Source organism: Pseudomonas sp. 1L-C-7-B-C1, from assembly GCF_057291635.1.
Genome location: NZ_JBXAWH010000001.1, coordinates 270,918 through 285,368 on the forward strand (window position 1 = coordinate 270,918; position 14,451 = coordinate 285,368).

Annotated in this window: 12 protein-coding genes and 1 riboswitch; of the genes, 10 read left to right on the forward strand and 2 right to left on the reverse strand. The window is 62.8% G+C overall.

The window, feature by feature from the left end; genetic code table 11:
* Positions 1 to 25: 25 nt before the first annotated feature.
* Genes AC0Z8Z_RS01225 through AC0Z8Z_RS01235 form a run of 3 tightly spaced genes read left to right on the forward strand, consistent with a single transcriptional unit; the run spans position 26 to position 3,024 of the window.
* Positions 26 to 484 (forward strand): tripartite tricarboxylate transporter TctB family protein, encoded by a 459-nt coding sequence (locus AC0Z8Z_RS01225; RefSeq protein ID WP_172609477.1) that lies wholly within the window; start codon positions 26 to 28, stop codon positions 482 to 484.
* A gap of 1 nt (position 485) precedes the next feature.
* On the forward strand, positions 486 to 2,000 hold the full coding sequence (locus tag AC0Z8Z_RS01230) for a tripartite tricarboxylate transporter permease (RefSeq protein ID WP_065992418.1): 1,515 nt from the start codon (positions 486 to 488) through the stop codon (positions 1,998 to 2,000).
* Complete coding sequence (locus AC0Z8Z_RS01235; RefSeq protein ID WP_485617484.1) at positions 1,993 to 3,024, forward strand: AbrB family transcriptional regulator; 1,032 nt, start codon at positions 1,993 to 1,995, stop codon at positions 3,022 to 3,024. Before AC0Z8Z_RS01230 ends, AC0Z8Z_RS01235 begins: the two co-directional genes overlap by 8 nt.
* Positions 3,025 to 3,204: 180 nt before the next feature.
* Here the strand turns inward: AC0Z8Z_RS01235 and ung are convergent, their stop codons facing one another.
* Positions 3,205 to 3,900, reverse strand: coding sequence for a uracil-DNA glycosylase (ung, locus tag AC0Z8Z_RS01240; protein ID WP_485617485.1), 696 nt, complete (start codon positions 3,898 to 3,900; stop codon positions 3,205 to 3,207).
* 171 nt (positions 3,901 to 4,071) lie between these two features.
* Between ung and AC0Z8Z_RS01245 the strand changes: the two genes are divergently transcribed.
* Positions 4,072 to 5,184 (forward strand): enoyl-CoA hydratase/isomerase family protein, encoded by a 1,113-nt coding sequence (locus AC0Z8Z_RS01245; protein WP_485617487.1) that lies wholly within the window; start codon positions 4,072 to 4,074, stop codon positions 5,182 to 5,184.
* A 369-nt stretch (positions 5,185 to 5,553) separates the two neighbouring features.
* On the opposite strand, the gene AC0Z8Z_RS01250 is transcribed toward AC0Z8Z_RS01245, so the two are convergent.
* The gene (locus AC0Z8Z_RS01250) at positions 5,554 to 6,159 is read right to left on the reverse strand and encodes a hypothetical protein (protein ID WP_485617489.1); all 606 of its coding nucleotides are present in this window, start codon (positions 6,157 to 6,159) and stop codon (positions 5,554 to 5,556) included.
* A 277-nt stretch (positions 6,160 to 6,436) separates the two neighbouring features.
* Positions 6,437 to 6,538: riboswitch (guanidine-I (ykkC/yxkD leader) on the forward strand.
* A 61-nt stretch (positions 6,539 to 6,599) separates the two neighbouring features.
* On the opposite strand from AC0Z8Z_RS01250, the gene AC0Z8Z_RS01255 reads away from it, so the two are divergent.
* From AC0Z8Z_RS01255 to uca, 6 genes are all read left to right on the forward strand, one after another.
* Positions 6,600 to 7,667: a putative urea ABC transporter substrate-binding protein gene (locus tag AC0Z8Z_RS01255; protein ID WP_485617490.1), complete on the forward strand. Its 1,068-nt coding sequence runs from the start codon at positions 6,600 to 6,602 to the stop codon at positions 7,665 to 7,667.
* 18 nt (positions 7,668 to 7,685) lie between these two features.
* A complete protein-coding gene (locus tag AC0Z8Z_RS01260; RefSeq protein WP_172609483.1) occupies positions 7,686 to 8,501 on the forward strand; it encodes an ABC transporter permease in 816 nt (271 codons plus the stop codon).
* A complete protein-coding gene (locus AC0Z8Z_RS01265) occupies positions 8,498 to 9,262 on the forward strand; it encodes an ABC transporter ATP-binding protein (RefSeq protein WP_485617491.1) in 765 nt (254 codons plus the stop codon). The genes AC0Z8Z_RS01260 and AC0Z8Z_RS01265 overlap by 4 nt, the downstream gene beginning before the upstream one ends.
* 12 nt (positions 9,263 to 9,274) lie before the next feature.
* Positions 9,275 to 10,000: an urea amidolyase associated protein UAAP1 gene (locus tag AC0Z8Z_RS01270; protein ID WP_485617492.1), complete on the forward strand. Its 726-nt coding sequence runs from the start codon at positions 9,275 to 9,277 to the stop codon at positions 9,998 to 10,000.
* Between the two features lie 11 nt (positions 10,001 to 10,011).
* Complete coding sequence (locus tag AC0Z8Z_RS01275; protein ID WP_485617494.1) at positions 10,012 to 10,647, forward strand: urea amidolyase associated protein UAAP2; 636 nt, start codon at positions 10,012 to 10,014, stop codon at positions 10,645 to 10,647.
* A 128-nt stretch (positions 10,648 to 10,775) separates the two neighbouring features.
* Positions 10,776 to 14,429, forward strand: coding sequence for an urea carboxylase (gene uca / locus AC0Z8Z_RS01280; protein ID WP_485617495.1), 3,654 nt, complete (start codon positions 10,776 to 10,778; stop codon positions 14,427 to 14,429).
* Positions 14,430 to 14,451: the final 22 nt, after the last annotated feature.

Consider the following 14,451-nt stretch of genomic DNA (forward strand, 5'->3'; position numbering starts at 1 on the left):
CGGTGGCGTGATCCGGGAGTTTTCCATGGTGATACAACGACTTTTCGCTGTCGTGCTGCTGCTGGTCTGCATCGGTCTGGCAATGATGGCCTGGCCTTATCAGGCGCCGTTTTCCTACGAACCCGTTGGCCCCCGCGCCTTCCCGCTGCTGATGCTGGCGCTGATGGGTATTTCGCTGCTGTACATGGCGATCCGTCCGACGCCGATCGTGCATTCGGAGGAAGAGCCGGCGCTGGACCGTCCGACGCTGATCAAGATCGGTATCTGTACCCTGCTGTTGCTGGTGTTCGCCGGGCTGTTCGAGCCGCTGGGCTTTGTATTGAGCAGCATCCTGATCGGCATTCCCATGGCGCGCTTGTACGGCGGCCGCTGGCTGCCGAGTGTCGTGATCATCACCTTCATGAGCATCGCGCTGTACGTGCTGTTCGACAAAGTGATGGATGTGCCCCTGCCCCTCGGCCTGCTCGACGTTCTGGAGAATTGATATGGACACTCTCGGCTATCTCGGCCAGGGCTTCGGCGTCGCGCTGACCCCTTACAACTTGATCACCGCGCTGTCCGGCACGCTGATCGGCACCGTCGTCGGCCTGCTGCCCGGGCTGGGCCCGATCAATGGCGTGGCGCTGTTGATCCCCATTGCGTTCGCGTTGGGCCTGCCGCCGGAGTCGGCGTTGATTCTGCTGGCGGCGGTGTATCTGGGCTGTGAATACGGCGGCCGCATCAGCTCCATTCTGCTCAACATTCCGGGCGAAGCATCGACTGTGATGACAGCGCTGGACGGCTACCCGATGGCGCGTCAGGGCATGGCCGGCGTGGCGTTGTCGCTGTCGGCGTGGAGTTCGTTCATTGGCGCGTTCATCGCCACCTGCGGGATGGTCATGTTCGCGCCGCTGCTGGCGAAATGGGCAATTGCCTTCGGCCCGGCGGAATACTTCGTGCTGATGGTGTTCGCCATTGTCTGCCTGGGTGGCATGGCCGGTGATCGGCCGCTGAAGACCTTTGTCGCCGCACTGATCGGGCTGTTTCTGTCGAGCATCGGTATCGATGCCAACAGCGGCGTGTACCGTTTCACCGGCGACAACATCCATCTGGCTGACGGCATTCAGTTCGTCGTGCTGGTGCTGGGTCTGTTCTCGATCAGTGAAATTCTGTTGCTGCTGGAGAAAACCCACCGCGGCCAGGAAGCGGTGAAAGCCACCGGGCGCATGATGTTCAACTTCAAGGAGGCCAGTTCGGTCTTTTGGGTGAACATCCGTTGCGGTCTGATGGGCTTCATCATGGGCGTGTTGCCCGGTGCGGGCGCGACGCTGGCCAGCGCCGTGACCTACATGTCCGAGAAACGTATCGCCGGCGCGAGCGGCAAATTTGGACAGGGCGACATGCGCGGTCTGGCCGCACCGGAGACCGCCATTGGCGCGACCGCCTGCGGCGCACTGGTGCCGATGCTGACCCTGGGCGTGCCGGGTTCGGGTACCACGGCGGTGATGATCGGCGCCCTGTCGCTGTACAACATCACGCCGGGGCCGCTGCTGTTTCAACAGCAACCGGACATCGTCTGGGGCCTGATCGCGTCGTTGTTCGTCGCCAACATCATGCTGGTGATCCTCAACATCCCGATGATCCGCATCTTCACACGCATCCTGTCGGTTCCGAACTGGGCACTGGTGCCGGTGATCGCGATCATCACCGGAATCGGCGTCTACGCGGTGCATGCCACCACCTTCGACCTGTTCCTGATGGTCGGTATCGGCATCTTCGGCTACATCTTGCGCAAGCTGGATTTCCCGCTGTCGCCGATTCTGCTGGGGTTCATCCTTGGTGGGCTGATGGAGCAGAACCTGCGCCGCGCGTTGTCGATTTCCAATGGCGGGCTGGAAATCCTGTGGTCTAGCCCGATCACCCTGGGCATGTGGGTAGTGACCGCATTCATGCTGGTGTTCCCGCTGATCCGCATCTGGCGCAAGCGCTCCAGACAGCGTCGCGCGCTGGCCGATGTCTGACCGGCCATTCAGCACATGGTGGGGTACGCCGCTGGTCGGCCTGCTGGGGGGATTTCTCGCCAGTCAGGTCGGCTGGCCACTGCCCTGGATGGTCGGCTCGTTGCTGGCAATCATCCTGGTGCGCTGCATCACGCCCTGGCAGCTGGCTGAAATCCCCGGCGGCCGCAAATGCGGCCAATGGGTGGTCGGCATCGGCATCGGCCTGCACTTCACCCCCGTCGTCATCGAACAAGTCCTCTCCCACTTCGGCCTGATCTTTATCGGCGCACTGGTGACCAGCGTTTCCAGCGTGGTCGGCGTGTGGCTGATGCTGCGCACTGGCGAAGACCGCGCCACGGCGTTCTTTTCCAGCATGCCCGGCGGTTCGGGCGAGATGGTCAACCTCGGCGCACGCAACGGCGCGATTCTCAGCAACGTCGCCGCCGGGCAGAGTCTGCGGGTGCTGGCGGTGGTGCTGTGCGTGCCGGCGATCTTCAAATACCTGATGGGCGACGGCGGCCCGCCTTCCCACGCGACGGTGGTGGATTGGCGGTGGCTGATGCTGCTGTTTCCGCTGGGTGCGTTGGTGGCCTGGGGCTGGGAGCGGTTGAAGCAGCCTAATCCGTGGTTATTCGGGCCGTTGCTGATCAGCGCGGTCATCAGCGTCAGTTTCGATTTGCACATCGGCCTGCCCCAGGGTGGCAGTCAGCTGGGGCAGTGGCTGATCGGCAGCGGTCTGGGCTGCCACTTCAACCGCGCGTTCTTTCGTCGTGCGCCGTCGTTTATCGGTCGCACGCTGCTGGGGACAGCGCTGACCATGAGCATCGCGGCGTTCTGCGCACTGGGCTTGAGCACGCTGACTCATCTGGATTTACGCTCGTTGACGCTGGGGATGATGCCCGGCGGGATCGCAGAAATGAGCCTGACGGCGGAGGTGCTGCAACTGTCGGTGCCACTGGTGACAGCGATGCAAGTGATGCGGTTGTTGTTTGTGTTGTTCCTGGCCGAGCCGTTGTTTCGGTATTGGGATCGACGGCTGGGTTGAGGCCTCGCTCTCATCAAACATGGCACTACCGCATAAGTATCTGCCGACATACAAATTGTGGGAGCGAGCTTGCTCGCGAAGAAGTCAGTACATCCTCCAAATTTTCAGCGGTTGAAACTCCGTCTTCGTGAGCAAGCTCCACTCCCACAGGGTCCGCGTCCCTCCTGGCGTAATCCCGCGCTAGGCAACAGGCGGCAATCGCCACTCGATAGGCGCCAGGCCGTTCTGCTCCAGAAACTTGTTTGCCAGACCAAAATGCCCGCAGCCGAGAAACCCTTTGTAGGCCGACAGCGGCGACGGGTGCACGGCGGTCAGGATCAGGTGCTTGGAGGCATCGATCAGTTTTTTCTTGCTCTGCGCATGAGCCCCCCACAGCAGGAACACCAGGTGCGGCTGATGGGCGCTGACGGTTTCGATGATCTTGTCGGTGAAGTGCTGCCAGCCTTTGCCGGCATGGGAAGCGGCGTTGGCGCGCTCGACAGTGAGCGTAGTGTTGAGCATCAAAACTCCCTGATCGGCCCAGGATTGCAGATAGCCGTGATTGGGGATGTCGATATTCAGGTCACGCTTGAGTTCTTTGTAGATGTTGACCAGCGAAGGCGGCGCCGGCACGCCTGGTTGCACCGAGAAGCAGAGGCCGTGGGCCTGATTGGGGCCGTGATAAGGATCCTGACCGAGGATGACCACTTTCACGTTATCCAGCGGCGTCGAGTTCAGCGCATTGAAGATCAGCGGCCCCGGCGGGTAGATTTCCTTGCCCGCCGCATGCTCCTGACGCAGAAAGTCGCGCAGCTCGCCCATGTAAGGCTTCTCGAACTCGTCGCGCAGGGCCTGCTTCCAGCTGGCCTCCAGTTTGATACGGTCGTCGTTTGTCATGGTGTGATCCGGCAGAAACAATGCGCAACTTTAGGGACTGTGGCTGATTATTTCCAGCGCGGCGCCGTCGGATGTTCCTACACTCGTTCACAGCCGCCGGTTTGCAACTTCCGGGCGTCGAGGGGACTCACAACTCTCGATAGATCCCCGTACCACTGACAAGAGGTCACGATGAATCTGCAATTTGAAGAGCTCACCGCAACGGACGGCGCCCGCCTGGGCATCGCCACGCTGGATGCGGAAAAATCCCTCAATGCCCTGTCGCTGCCGATGATTCTCGCGTTGCAGGACCGCTTGAATGAATGGGCCAGCGACCCGCAAATCGTCTGCGTATTGCTGCGCGGCAATGGTGAAAAAGCCTTCTGTGCCGGTGGCGACGTGCGAGCGCTGGTCGAGGCCGGGCGCGGTCAGCCGGGCACGGTCCCGCCCCTGGCTGCGCAGTTTTTCGCCGCGGAATATCGACTGGATTACACGCTGCACACCTATCCCAAACCGCTGATCTGCTGGGGCCACGGCTATGTGCTGGGCGGCGGCATGGGCCTTCTGCAGGGGGCGAACATCCGCGTCGTCACGCCAAGCAGCCGTCTGGCGATGCCGGAGATCAGCATCGGCCTGTTTCCTGACGTCGGCGCCAGCTGGTTCCTGTCGCGACTGCCGGGCAAATTGGGGCTGTTTCTCGGATTGACCGGCGCGCACATCAACGGCCGTGACGCGCTGGATCTCGGGCTCGCCGATCGCTTTCTGCTGGACGATCAGCAGGAGGAAATGATTGATCGGCTGCTGCAACTCAACTGGCAGGAACAGACGAAGGTGCAACTGACCAGCCTGTTCCGGGCGCTGCAACTGGAGGCGGTGGATCAGATGCCCGCCGCGCAATGGCTGCCTCGGCGCGAGAGCCTTGATGAGTTGCTTGACGTGGCCGACGCACCGAGTGCCTGGAGTGCGTTGAAACATCACCTGAATGGCGATGACCTGTTAGTGGCAAAGGCGGGGAAAACCCTGACCGAGGGATGCCCGATGACCGCGCATCTGGTGTGGGAGCAGATTGAGCGAGCGCGACATCTGTCGCTGGCCGAGGTGTTCCAGATGGAATACACCATGGCGCTCAATTGCTGCCGACATCCCGAGTTCGCCGAGGGTGTTCGCGCTCGGCTGATCGATAAGGACCAAAAGCCTCACTGGCATTGGCAGGACATTGCCACCATTCCGCTGGCGGTGGTGGACGCGCACTTCGAGAAGGCCTGGGAAGGACGGCACCCGCTGGCGGATTTGTCGGAGTATTGAGATTGGGCGTTCGTTCATGTTACTGACGAAACGCACGCATTTAGTGGGACCGGCTTCAGCCGGGAAGGCATCGTACGTCACACTGCAAAACTGATGGTGCCTGCGCTGTCCTCTTCCCGGCTGAAGCCGGTCCCACATTTGAAACGCGTACCCCTTGTAGGACTGGCTTTAGCCGGGAAGGCGTCGGAGGGTACACCGCACACATGAGGGTGAATGGACGGGCCACTTCCCGGCTAAAGCCGGTCCCACTATTGGAGATGCTTACCCCTTGTGGGACCGGCTTTAGCCGGGAAGGCGTCAGGTGATACACCTCAACCGTGAGATTCTTCCCATAAAAAAACGGCGCTCCTCGGAGCGCCGTTTTGTAACTCAGCGGTTGCCGCCGCCCGGTCCGCCGTGACCCCCACGACCGAAACCGCCATCTCCCCGGTGGCCACCTCCGCCGGGGCCAAAGCCGGGACGTGGTCCGCCGCCACCGCCACCGCCACCGCCGGGATTGCCATGCCAGCCACCACCCCCGGGGCCAGGGCCATTTCCGCCTCCGGGTCGCAGACCTGGAGGCGGAGGTCGATAGCCGTTGCCGCCGCCGTGATACCCGCCGCCGTTGTAGCCACCCCCGCCGTGGTACCCGCCGCCGCCACCATTCCAGTTGCCGCCACCATAACCCGGGCGACCGCCGTAATCAGGGCGTCCATAACCGGGGCGTCCGTAGCCAGGCCCGTAATAACGGGGTGGCGGAGCGTAATAACGTGGAGGGGGCGAGTAGTAGCGAGGCGCCGAGTAATAACGCGGCGAGGAGTAATACACCGCCCCTGCGGAATACACCGGAGCGACCGGACGGTAACTTTCGTACACGTAACCACTGCTGTAGCCACTGCTATAGATCGGCTGCGTGTAGCTTTCTGATTCGTAATAACCTCCATAACAACCTGCCAGGGACAACGTCATCAAAGCGGTAAGCAATCGTCGATACATGGCGGCCTCCCGGACCGCGGTAGAGCTCGATCCAGCGGCGCTGGTCGGCGTTCCCGAAACTGCCGAGAACGCTAACTCAGACTCTTGAATCATGAGCGAGTGCCCCACCGCGGTCCCCAGCCGCCAGACGGCGCCCTGCATCAGTGCACGTCTTGTCCTTCGTCAAACGACCTGTGCCCGCGCGGCTCAGGCGCCACAAGGGTTTGCGCAACTTGGCACAACTCTCGCTTGAGGGAGCTTGTGCAGGAGTCACCTCAGGTTCGCGGCACCACAATTTGCAATAGCCGACTAGGGTTCCGGCTCGCGTCAAGCGAGTGGCTGGTCCGAGAGTTGGCGACCTCCAGTAGAGGTTACACGGCGGGATAAAAGCCCGGGAGACAGGACACCAGTGGTGTCGCCGTGCTCCTGACCGTCCCTTTTCGCTACTGGAGACACCCCCAATGCAAAAGTCCCGTCTGTTCAGCCTGCTCACCGCCGGCGTCTTCGCCGCAATGAGCCTCTCGGCCACCGCCGCCCCGAAGAAAGATTTCGACGTCTGCTGGACCATTTATGCCGGCTGGATGCCATGGGAATACGCAGGGACTCAAGGCATCGTCGACAAGTGGGCCAAGAAGTACGGCATCCACATCAAAGTCACCCAGCTCAACGACTACGTCGAATCGATCAACCAGTACACCGCCGGCCAGTTCGACGGTTGCACCATGACCAACATGGACGCCCTCACCATTCCTGCCGCCGGCGGCGTTGAAAGCACCGCGCTGGTGGTCAGCGATTTCTCCAACGGCAACGACGGCATCGTCCTCAAGGGCGACGGCAAGAAAGTCACCGACCTCAAGGGCATGGACGTCAATCTGGTCGAACTGTCGGTGTCCCACTACCTCCTCGCCCGCGCCCTGGACTCGGTGGACCTGACCGAGAAAGACCTGAAAGTCGTCAACACCTCCGACGCTGACATCGCCGCCGCTTTCAACACCAGCGAGGTCAAGGCCGTCACCACCTGGAACCCGATGCTCTCGGAGATCAAGGCCAAGCCCGGCGTCACCGAAGTGTTCGACTCCAGCAAGATCCCCGGCGAGATCATGGACATGATGGTGGTCAACACCCAAACCCTGAAGGACAACCCGGCCTTGGGGAAAGCCCTGACCGGCGCGTGGTTTGAAGTGGTGGCGCTGATGAACGCCAAATCCGCCGAATCCAAAGCCGCGCTGGAGCACATGGCCCAGGCGTCGGGCACGGATCTGGCCGGCTTCCAGGCGCAACTGGATACCACCAAGCTGTTCGCCACCCCTAAAGAGGCGCTGGAGTTTGCCACCAGCAAGCAACTGCCGGCCACCATGCGCAAGGTCGCCGATTTCTCCTTCGACCACGGCCTGCTCGGCGAAGGTGCCAAAGACGCCAGCGCCGTCGGCATGACCTTCGCCAACAGCGTCACCGAAGGCGACAAGGCCAACCTCAAGCTGCACTTCGACACGAGCTACGTGCAGATGGCTGCCGACGGCACGCTGTAAAAACCAAAGGTCTTTGCCATGCGCTTGATAAACCGCCGCCCGGATCGCGCCAGTCGCCTGATCCTGGTGCTCTTGCCGTTCGCCCTGTTGCTGTTCGCCTATTTCACGGGCTCGGCGACACGGCTGACGGAAAATCCCAACGACAAGCTGCTGCCCAGCGCCGTGCAGATGACCGATGCGATCAAACGGGTGGCGTTCGTGCCCGATCAACGCACCGGCGAATACATCCTCTGGCAGGACACCGGGGCCAGTCTCAAGCGACTGGCAATCGGGCTGGCGATCAGCGCCGTGGTCGGGTTGTGCCTGGGCATCGCCTCGGGGGTGCTGCCGCTGTTCAGCGCGCCGTTGTCGCCGTTGCTGACGGTGCTGTCGATGGTGCCGCCGCTGGCGATTCTGCCGATCCTGTTCATCGTCTTTGGTCTGGGCGAGCTGTCGAAGGTGATGCTCATCGTCATCGGCATCACGCCGGTGCTTGCGCGGGACCTGGAGCAGCGCGCCCGGGAGATACCGGTCGAGCTGCTGATCAAGGCGCAAACCCTGGGCGCCTCGACCTGGACGCTGATCCTGCGGGTGGTGCTGCCGCAATTGCTGCCGCGCCTGTTGATCTCGCTGCGGCTGGTGCTGGGGTCGGCGTGGCTGTTTCTGATCGCGGCCGAAGCCATCGCTTCCACCGACGGGTTGGGTTACCGGATCTTTCTGGTGCGGCGCTATCTGGCGATGGACATGATTCTGCCCTACGTGGTGTGGATCACCCTCCTCGCCTGGCTGATGGACTGGGGCCTGAAAGCCCTCACCCGCAAGGCGTTCCCGTGGTACGAGGGGGCGCGCCCATGAGCTTTATTTCGGTCAAAAACGTCTGGCAGCAATATGGCGATCAGGTGGTGCTCGAAGGCCTGAACCTGAGTATTGCCGAAGGCGAGTTCTGCACGCTGGTGGGCGCGTCGGGCTGCGGCAAATCGACGTTCCTGCGCCTGCTGCTGGGCCAGGAAGTCGCCAGCAAAGGCACGATTCTGCTGGACGGCCAGGCGCTGGCGAAGGAACCGGATTCGACCCGCGGCGTAGTGTTCCAGCGCTATTCGGTGTTCCCGCACTTGTCGGTGCTGGACAACGTTGCCCTGGGCCTTGAATTGCCGCGCTCGGCGTTGCTCGGGCGGCTGTTCGGCGCCGCCAAGCGTGATGCCCGCGACCAGGCGGCGGCGCTGTTGCACAAGGTCGGCCTTGATCACGCGCTGGACAAGTACCCGACGCAACTGTCGGGCGGCATGCAACAGCGTCTGGCCATCGCCCAGGCGCTGATCATGAAGCCCCGGGTTCTGCTGCTCGACGAGCCGTTCGGCGCGCTCGATCCCGGCATCCGCAAGGACATGCACGCGCTGCTGCTGGAGCTGTGGCGCGAGACAAAACTGACGGTGTTCATGGTCACCCATGACCTGTCCGAAGGCTTCAACCTCGGCACCCGGCTGCTGGTGTTCGACAAGGTCCGCATCGACCCCCACGCCCCCGGCGCCTATGGCGCGCGCATCACTTACGACATTCCCCTGAACAGCGATCGTCGCGCCGCCCGCGTGGCGCTCGATTCGCTGAAAACGGCTTGAAGGACATTGCCCATGAATGAATCAACCACGCTGTTTCCCGTGTTCGCCGAAGAACTGCTGCCCGGCGGTGGCCACCTGTCGTTCGTGCTCAAGCGCGGCGAACTGCTGCGCCTGACCGACCTGAATGGCAACGCCAACGTCAGCCTGACGATGTTCAACGCCCATGAAAAAACCGAGCGTCTCAACCTGCCCGACAGCCTCAAGTGCCAGCACACCGCAAAGCTCACGGCGGGCCATTGTCTTTATTCGGACATGGGCCGCGTGCTGGCGGCGATCACCGCCGACACCTGCGGCTGGAGCGACAGCATCGGCGGCGTGCTCTGCGCCGAAGAGGTCAGCGAGAAATACGGCCAGGGCCGCTATCAGGAACTGCGCAACGGCTTCTTCCGCAACGGCGCCGACAACTTGCTGGTGGAGATGGGCAAGTGGGGCTTGGGCCTGTCCGACCTGCTGATGACGCTGAACCTGTTCAGCCGGGTCAACGTCGACGATCACGGCGCGCTGACCTTCGTACCGGGCAACTCGAAAGCGGGCGACAGCATCGAGCTGTATGCACCGATGGACACCCTGATCGTGATGACGGCACTGCAACACCCGATGGACCCCAACCCCGAGTACGCACCGCAGCCGGTCAAGCTGAGCTGGATGAAGGCTGACCCCAGCGTCGCCGAGCACTGCCGCACGTCCCGCGAAGAAAACGTGCGCGGCTTCATCAACACCGATCGCCTGTTCGCCTGAGGAGGCTTGCCATGAGCACCGCACACACTCATCGCCACACGAACGCCCCCGTTTCCATCACCCACATCCCGGCTGGCGAGCCATCGCTGACCGAACTCAAAGCCGGGCAAACCCTGCGCCTGCTTGACCTCGAGGGCAATCAGGCGGTCGACACGCTGTTCTACAGCCTCGCCAACCCTCGCGAACGCTATGACGTGCAACGCACGCTGCGCCGCCAGAACAACGTTTACCTGAGCAAGGGCAGCGTCCTTTATTCGAACCTGGGCAAGCCGATGCTGACCATCGTCGAAGACACCTGCGGCCGCCACGACACCCTCGGCGGCGCCTGCGCTCAGGAGAGCAACACCGTGCGTTATGCGCTGGAAAAAAAGCACATGCACAGCTGCCGCGACAGCTTCCTGCGCGCCTGCATCCATGACGGCCGGCTGGGCAAGCGTGACATTAGCCCGAACATCAATTTCTTCATGAACGTCCCGGTCACGGCGGATGGCGGGTTGACCTTCGAGGACGGCATTTCCGGCGCCGGCAAGTACGTCGAACTGCGCGCCGAGATGGATGTGATCGTGCTGACTTCCAACTGCCCTCAGTTGAACAACCCGTGCAACGGCTACAACCCGACCCCGGCAGAACTGCTGGTCTGGGACTGACCGCTAACCACAGTTTCAAGGGTTCAAGGCTTCGGCGCGAGGGACGGCCTTCGTGCAACGCGTACCACAGCGGGACGGCCCGCTACCCAGTGAGGGATTGATCGCTGTCGGTCCCCGGGGTCTATGCCATGTTCGACAAACTGCTGATTGCCAACCGCGGCGCCATTGCCTGCCGCATCCTGCGTACCCTTCGCGACCTGCAGGTCGGCGGCATCGCGGTGTACGCCGAAGCGGACGCTGCCAGTCTGCACATCCTGCAAGCCGACGAAGCCCACAGCCTGGGCGAAGGTGGCGCCGCCGGCACGTACCTGGCGGTGGACAAGATTCTCGCCATTGCGCAATCCAACGGCGCCAAAGCGATTCATCCGGGCTACGGCTTCCTGTCGGAGAACGCGGCCTTCGCCCAGGCCTGTGAAGACGCCGGCATCGCCTTCGTCGGCCCGACGCCCGAGCAACTGCGGGTCTTCGGCCTCAAGCACACCGCTCGCGCGCTCGCCCAACAGCACGGCGTGCCGATGCTGGAAGGCACCGAATTGCTGGACAGCGTGGACGCCGCATTGAGCGCTGCTGAAACCATCGGCTACCCGGTGATGCTGAAAAGCACGGCGGGCGGCGGCGGGATCGGTATGCGCGTGTGCCGCAGCGCCAGCGAACTGAGCGAGTCATTCGAGACCGTCAAGCGACTGGGCCAGAACAACTTCAGCGACGCTGGCGTGTTCATCGAGAAGTACATCCAGCGCGCCCGCCATCTGGAAGTGCAGGTGTTCGGCGACGGTTGCGGTGAGGTGATCGCCCTCGGCGTGCGCGACTGTTCGGTGCAGCGTCGCAATCAGAAGGTCCTCGAAGAGACCCCTGCGCCGAACCTGCCCGTCGGCATGGCCGATGAGCTGTGCGCCGCGGCGATCAAGCTGGCGAAGGCGGTCAACTACCGCAGCGCCGGCACCGTGGAGTTCGTCTTCGACAGCGACGATCAGCGCTTCTACTTTTTGGAAGTGAACACCCGTTTGCAGGTCGAGCACGGCGTGACCGAGCAGGTCTGGGGCGTGGACCTGGTGAGCTGGATGATTCAGCTCGCGGCCGGTGATCTGCCGCCGCTCGTTGAATTGCGCGCGGGTTTACAGCCCGTCGGCCATGCGATTCAGGCGCGGTTGTACGCCGAAGACCCGGGCCGGGATTTTCAGCCCAGCCCCGGCTTGCTGACCTCGGTGCACTTTCCTGCCGCCGACGGCAAACACCTGCGCATCGACACGTGGGTCGAGGCCGGGTGCGAGATTCCGCCGTTTTTCGATCCGATGATCGCCAAGGTCATCCGTTGGGCGCCGGACAGGGCGTCGGCCAGTGACGGTCTGGCCCAGGCCCTGAGCGAAACCCGGCTTTACGGCATCGAGACCAATCGCGACTACTTGCGCCAGATCATTGCAGATGCGCCGTTCGCCAGCGGTCAGCCGTGGACGCGGTGCCTTGAGGGGCTGAGCTATCGCGCCGACACGTTCGAGGTGCTGAGCGGCGGCACCCAGACCAGCGTTCAGGACTACCCGGGGCGCCTGGGTTATTGGGCGGTGGGCGTGCCGCCTTCGGGTCCGATGGACAGCCGATCGTTGCGCCTGGGCAATGCCCTGGTGGGTAACGCTGAAGGGTGCGCCGCGCTGGAAATCACCATGAGCGGGCCGACCCTGCGCTTCAACACCGATGCGGTCATTGCCGTGACGGGCGCGGTCATTCCGCTAACGCTGAATGGCGACGTGCAGCCGATGAATCAGTCTTTGCTCGTTTCAGCAGGCTCGACGCTGGCCCTCGGCACCATCGCTGGCGCCGGTGCCCGCAGTTATCTGTGCGTGAGGGGCGGGCTGGATGTTCCGGATTATCTGGGCAGCAAGAGCACATTCACCCTGGGCCAGTTTGGCGGGCATGGCGGGCGGGCGTTGCGCGCAGGGGACGTGCTGCATGTTGCGCCGTTGGTGGACCGCCGCGCAGGTGAACAGTTGACGCCAGCGCAAATCGTCGAGCTGCCGGCAGTGCGAGACATTCGGGTGATCTACGGCCCCCACGCCGCGCCGGAATATTTCACTGAGCGCTATATCGAAACCTTCTTCGCCACCGACTGGGAAGTGCATTTCAACTCCAGCCGCACGGGCGTGCGCCTGATCGGGCCGAAGCCTGAATGGGTGCGCGCCGACGGCGGCGAAGCGGGCCTGCACCCGTCGAACATTCACGACAATCCGTACGCCATCGGCGCGGTGGATTTTACCGGGGACATGCCGGTGATTCTTGGGCCGGACGGGCCGAGCCTGGGCGGTTTTGTCTGCCCGGTGACGATCATCGAGGCGGACCTGTGGCAGTTGGGGCAGCTCAAGGCCGGGGACAAGGTGCGGTTTTATCCGGTGAGCGTCGAAGCGGCCCGCTCGCTGAAACTGAACACCGATCTGGGTAGGAGTGAGCTTGCTCGCGAAGAGGTCGGTACATCCGATGAATATGTAGCGACTCGACCAGAGTCTTCGCGAGCAAGCTCACTCCTACAGGGTTTAGCGTTGACTTCACCGGTTGTGCTCGACATCGGCAAGGACGACACACGTCTGGTTGCCCGTCTTTCAGGCGACACCCATCTGTTGCTGGAAATCGGCGCGGCGGAACTGGACCTGGTGCTGCGCTTCCGAGGCCATGCGCTGATGCAGGCACTGGAAAGCAGGCAGCTCACCGGCGTGATTGACCTGACACCGGGCATTCGTTCGCTGCAGGTGCATTACCAGCCCGAACAACTGCCGCTGAACACGCTGCTCGAAGTGGTCGCCGGCGAGTGGAACGGCGTCTGCGCCAGCAAGAATCTGGAGGTGCCGTCGCGCATCGTTCATCTGCCGTTGTCCTGGGACGATCCGGCCTGCCAGCTGGCCATCGAGAAGTACATGACCACCGTGCGCAAGGACGCGCCGTGGTGCCCGAGCAACCTGGAATTCATCCGACGCATCAACGACCTGCCGAACCTCGACGAAGTGCACCGCACGGTCTTCGACGCCAGCTATCTGGTGATGGGGCTGGGCGACGTCTACCTCGGTGCGCCGGTCGCCACACCGCTGGATCCCCGGCATCGGCTGGTCACCACCAAATACAACCCGGCACGGACCTGGACCGCTGAGAACTCCGTCGGCATCGGCGGCGCGTACATGTGCGTCTACGGCATGGAAGGCCCGGGCGGTTATCAGTTTGTGGGCCGCACGTTGCAGATGTGGAACCGCTATCGCGCGGTGGCGGCGTTCGATGGCAAACCGTGGCTGCTGCGGTTTTTCGATCAGATCCGTTTCTATCCTGTCAGTGCCGACGAGTTGCTGACCATCCGCCGCGATTTCCCCCTCGGTCGATACCCGCTGCAGATCGAGCACAGCACGCTCAATCTGACTGAGTACCAAGCCTTTCTGGCCGATGAAGCGCAGGGCATCGCGGCGTTCCGCACTCAGCAGCAAAGCGCGTTCAGCGCCGAGCGTGAGCGCTGGATCGCCAACGGTCAGGCCTCGTTCGAGAGCGACGAAGCGGTGGCCGACTCCACGGAAGAAGCCCCGCTGCAAAACGGGCAGACCAGCATCGACAGCCACATTGCCGGCAATCTCTGGCAGGTGCAGGTCAACGTCGGTCAGCGCGTCGAAGCGGGGGAAACGCTGGTGATTCTGGAGTCGATGAAAATGGAGATCCCGCTGCTGGCGCCCCACGCCGGTGTGGTCAGCGACGTCCGCGTGCAACCCGGCTCGGCGGTGCGCGCCGGGCAACGGGTGGCCGTGCTGGACGTCGGCTGATTGGCGCTTGATGTTCCTTGCA

Excerpts from the sequence above, each read along its gene's own strand:
- AC0Z8Z_RS01225 (WP_172609477.1), top strand. The coding sequence starts at position 26 with ATGGTGATACAACGACTTTTCGCTGTCGTGCTGCTGCTGGTCTGCATC.
- AC0Z8Z_RS01230 (WP_065992418.1), top strand. The coding sequence starts at position 486 with ATGGACACTCTCGGCTATCTCGGCCAGGGCTTCGGCGTCGCGCTGACC.
- AC0Z8Z_RS01235 (WP_485617484.1), top strand. The coding sequence starts at position 1,993 with ATGTCTGACCGGCCATTCAGCACATGGTGGGGTACGCCGCTGGTCGGC.
- ung (WP_485617485.1), bottom strand. The coding sequence starts at position 3,900 with ATGACAAACGACGACCGTATCAAACTGGAGGCCAGCTGGAAGCAGGCC.
- AC0Z8Z_RS01245 (WP_485617487.1), top strand. The coding sequence starts at position 4,072 with ATGAATCTGCAATTTGAAGAGCTCACCGCAACGGACGGCGCCCGCCTG.
- AC0Z8Z_RS01250 (WP_485617489.1), bottom strand. The coding sequence starts at position 6,159 with ATGTATCGACGATTGCTTACCGCTTTGATGACGTTGTCCCTGGCAGGT.
- AC0Z8Z_RS01255 (WP_485617490.1), top strand. The coding sequence starts at position 6,600 with ATGCAAAAGTCCCGTCTGTTCAGCCTGCTCACCGCCGGCGTCTTCGCC.
- AC0Z8Z_RS01260 (WP_172609483.1), top strand. The coding sequence starts at position 7,686 with ATGCGCTTGATAAACCGCCGCCCGGATCGCGCCAGTCGCCTGATCCTG.
- AC0Z8Z_RS01265 (WP_485617491.1), top strand. The coding sequence starts at position 8,498 with ATGAGCTTTATTTCGGTCAAAAACGTCTGGCAGCAATATGGCGATCAG.
- AC0Z8Z_RS01270 (WP_485617492.1), top strand. The coding sequence starts at position 9,275 with ATGAATGAATCAACCACGCTGTTTCCCGTGTTCGCCGAAGAACTGCTG.
- AC0Z8Z_RS01275 (WP_485617494.1), top strand. The coding sequence starts at position 10,012 with ATGAGCACCGCACACACTCATCGCCACACGAACGCCCCCGTTTCCATC.
- uca (WP_485617495.1), top strand. The coding sequence starts at position 10,776 with ATGTTCGACAAACTGCTGATTGCCAACCGCGGCGCCATTGCCTGCCGC.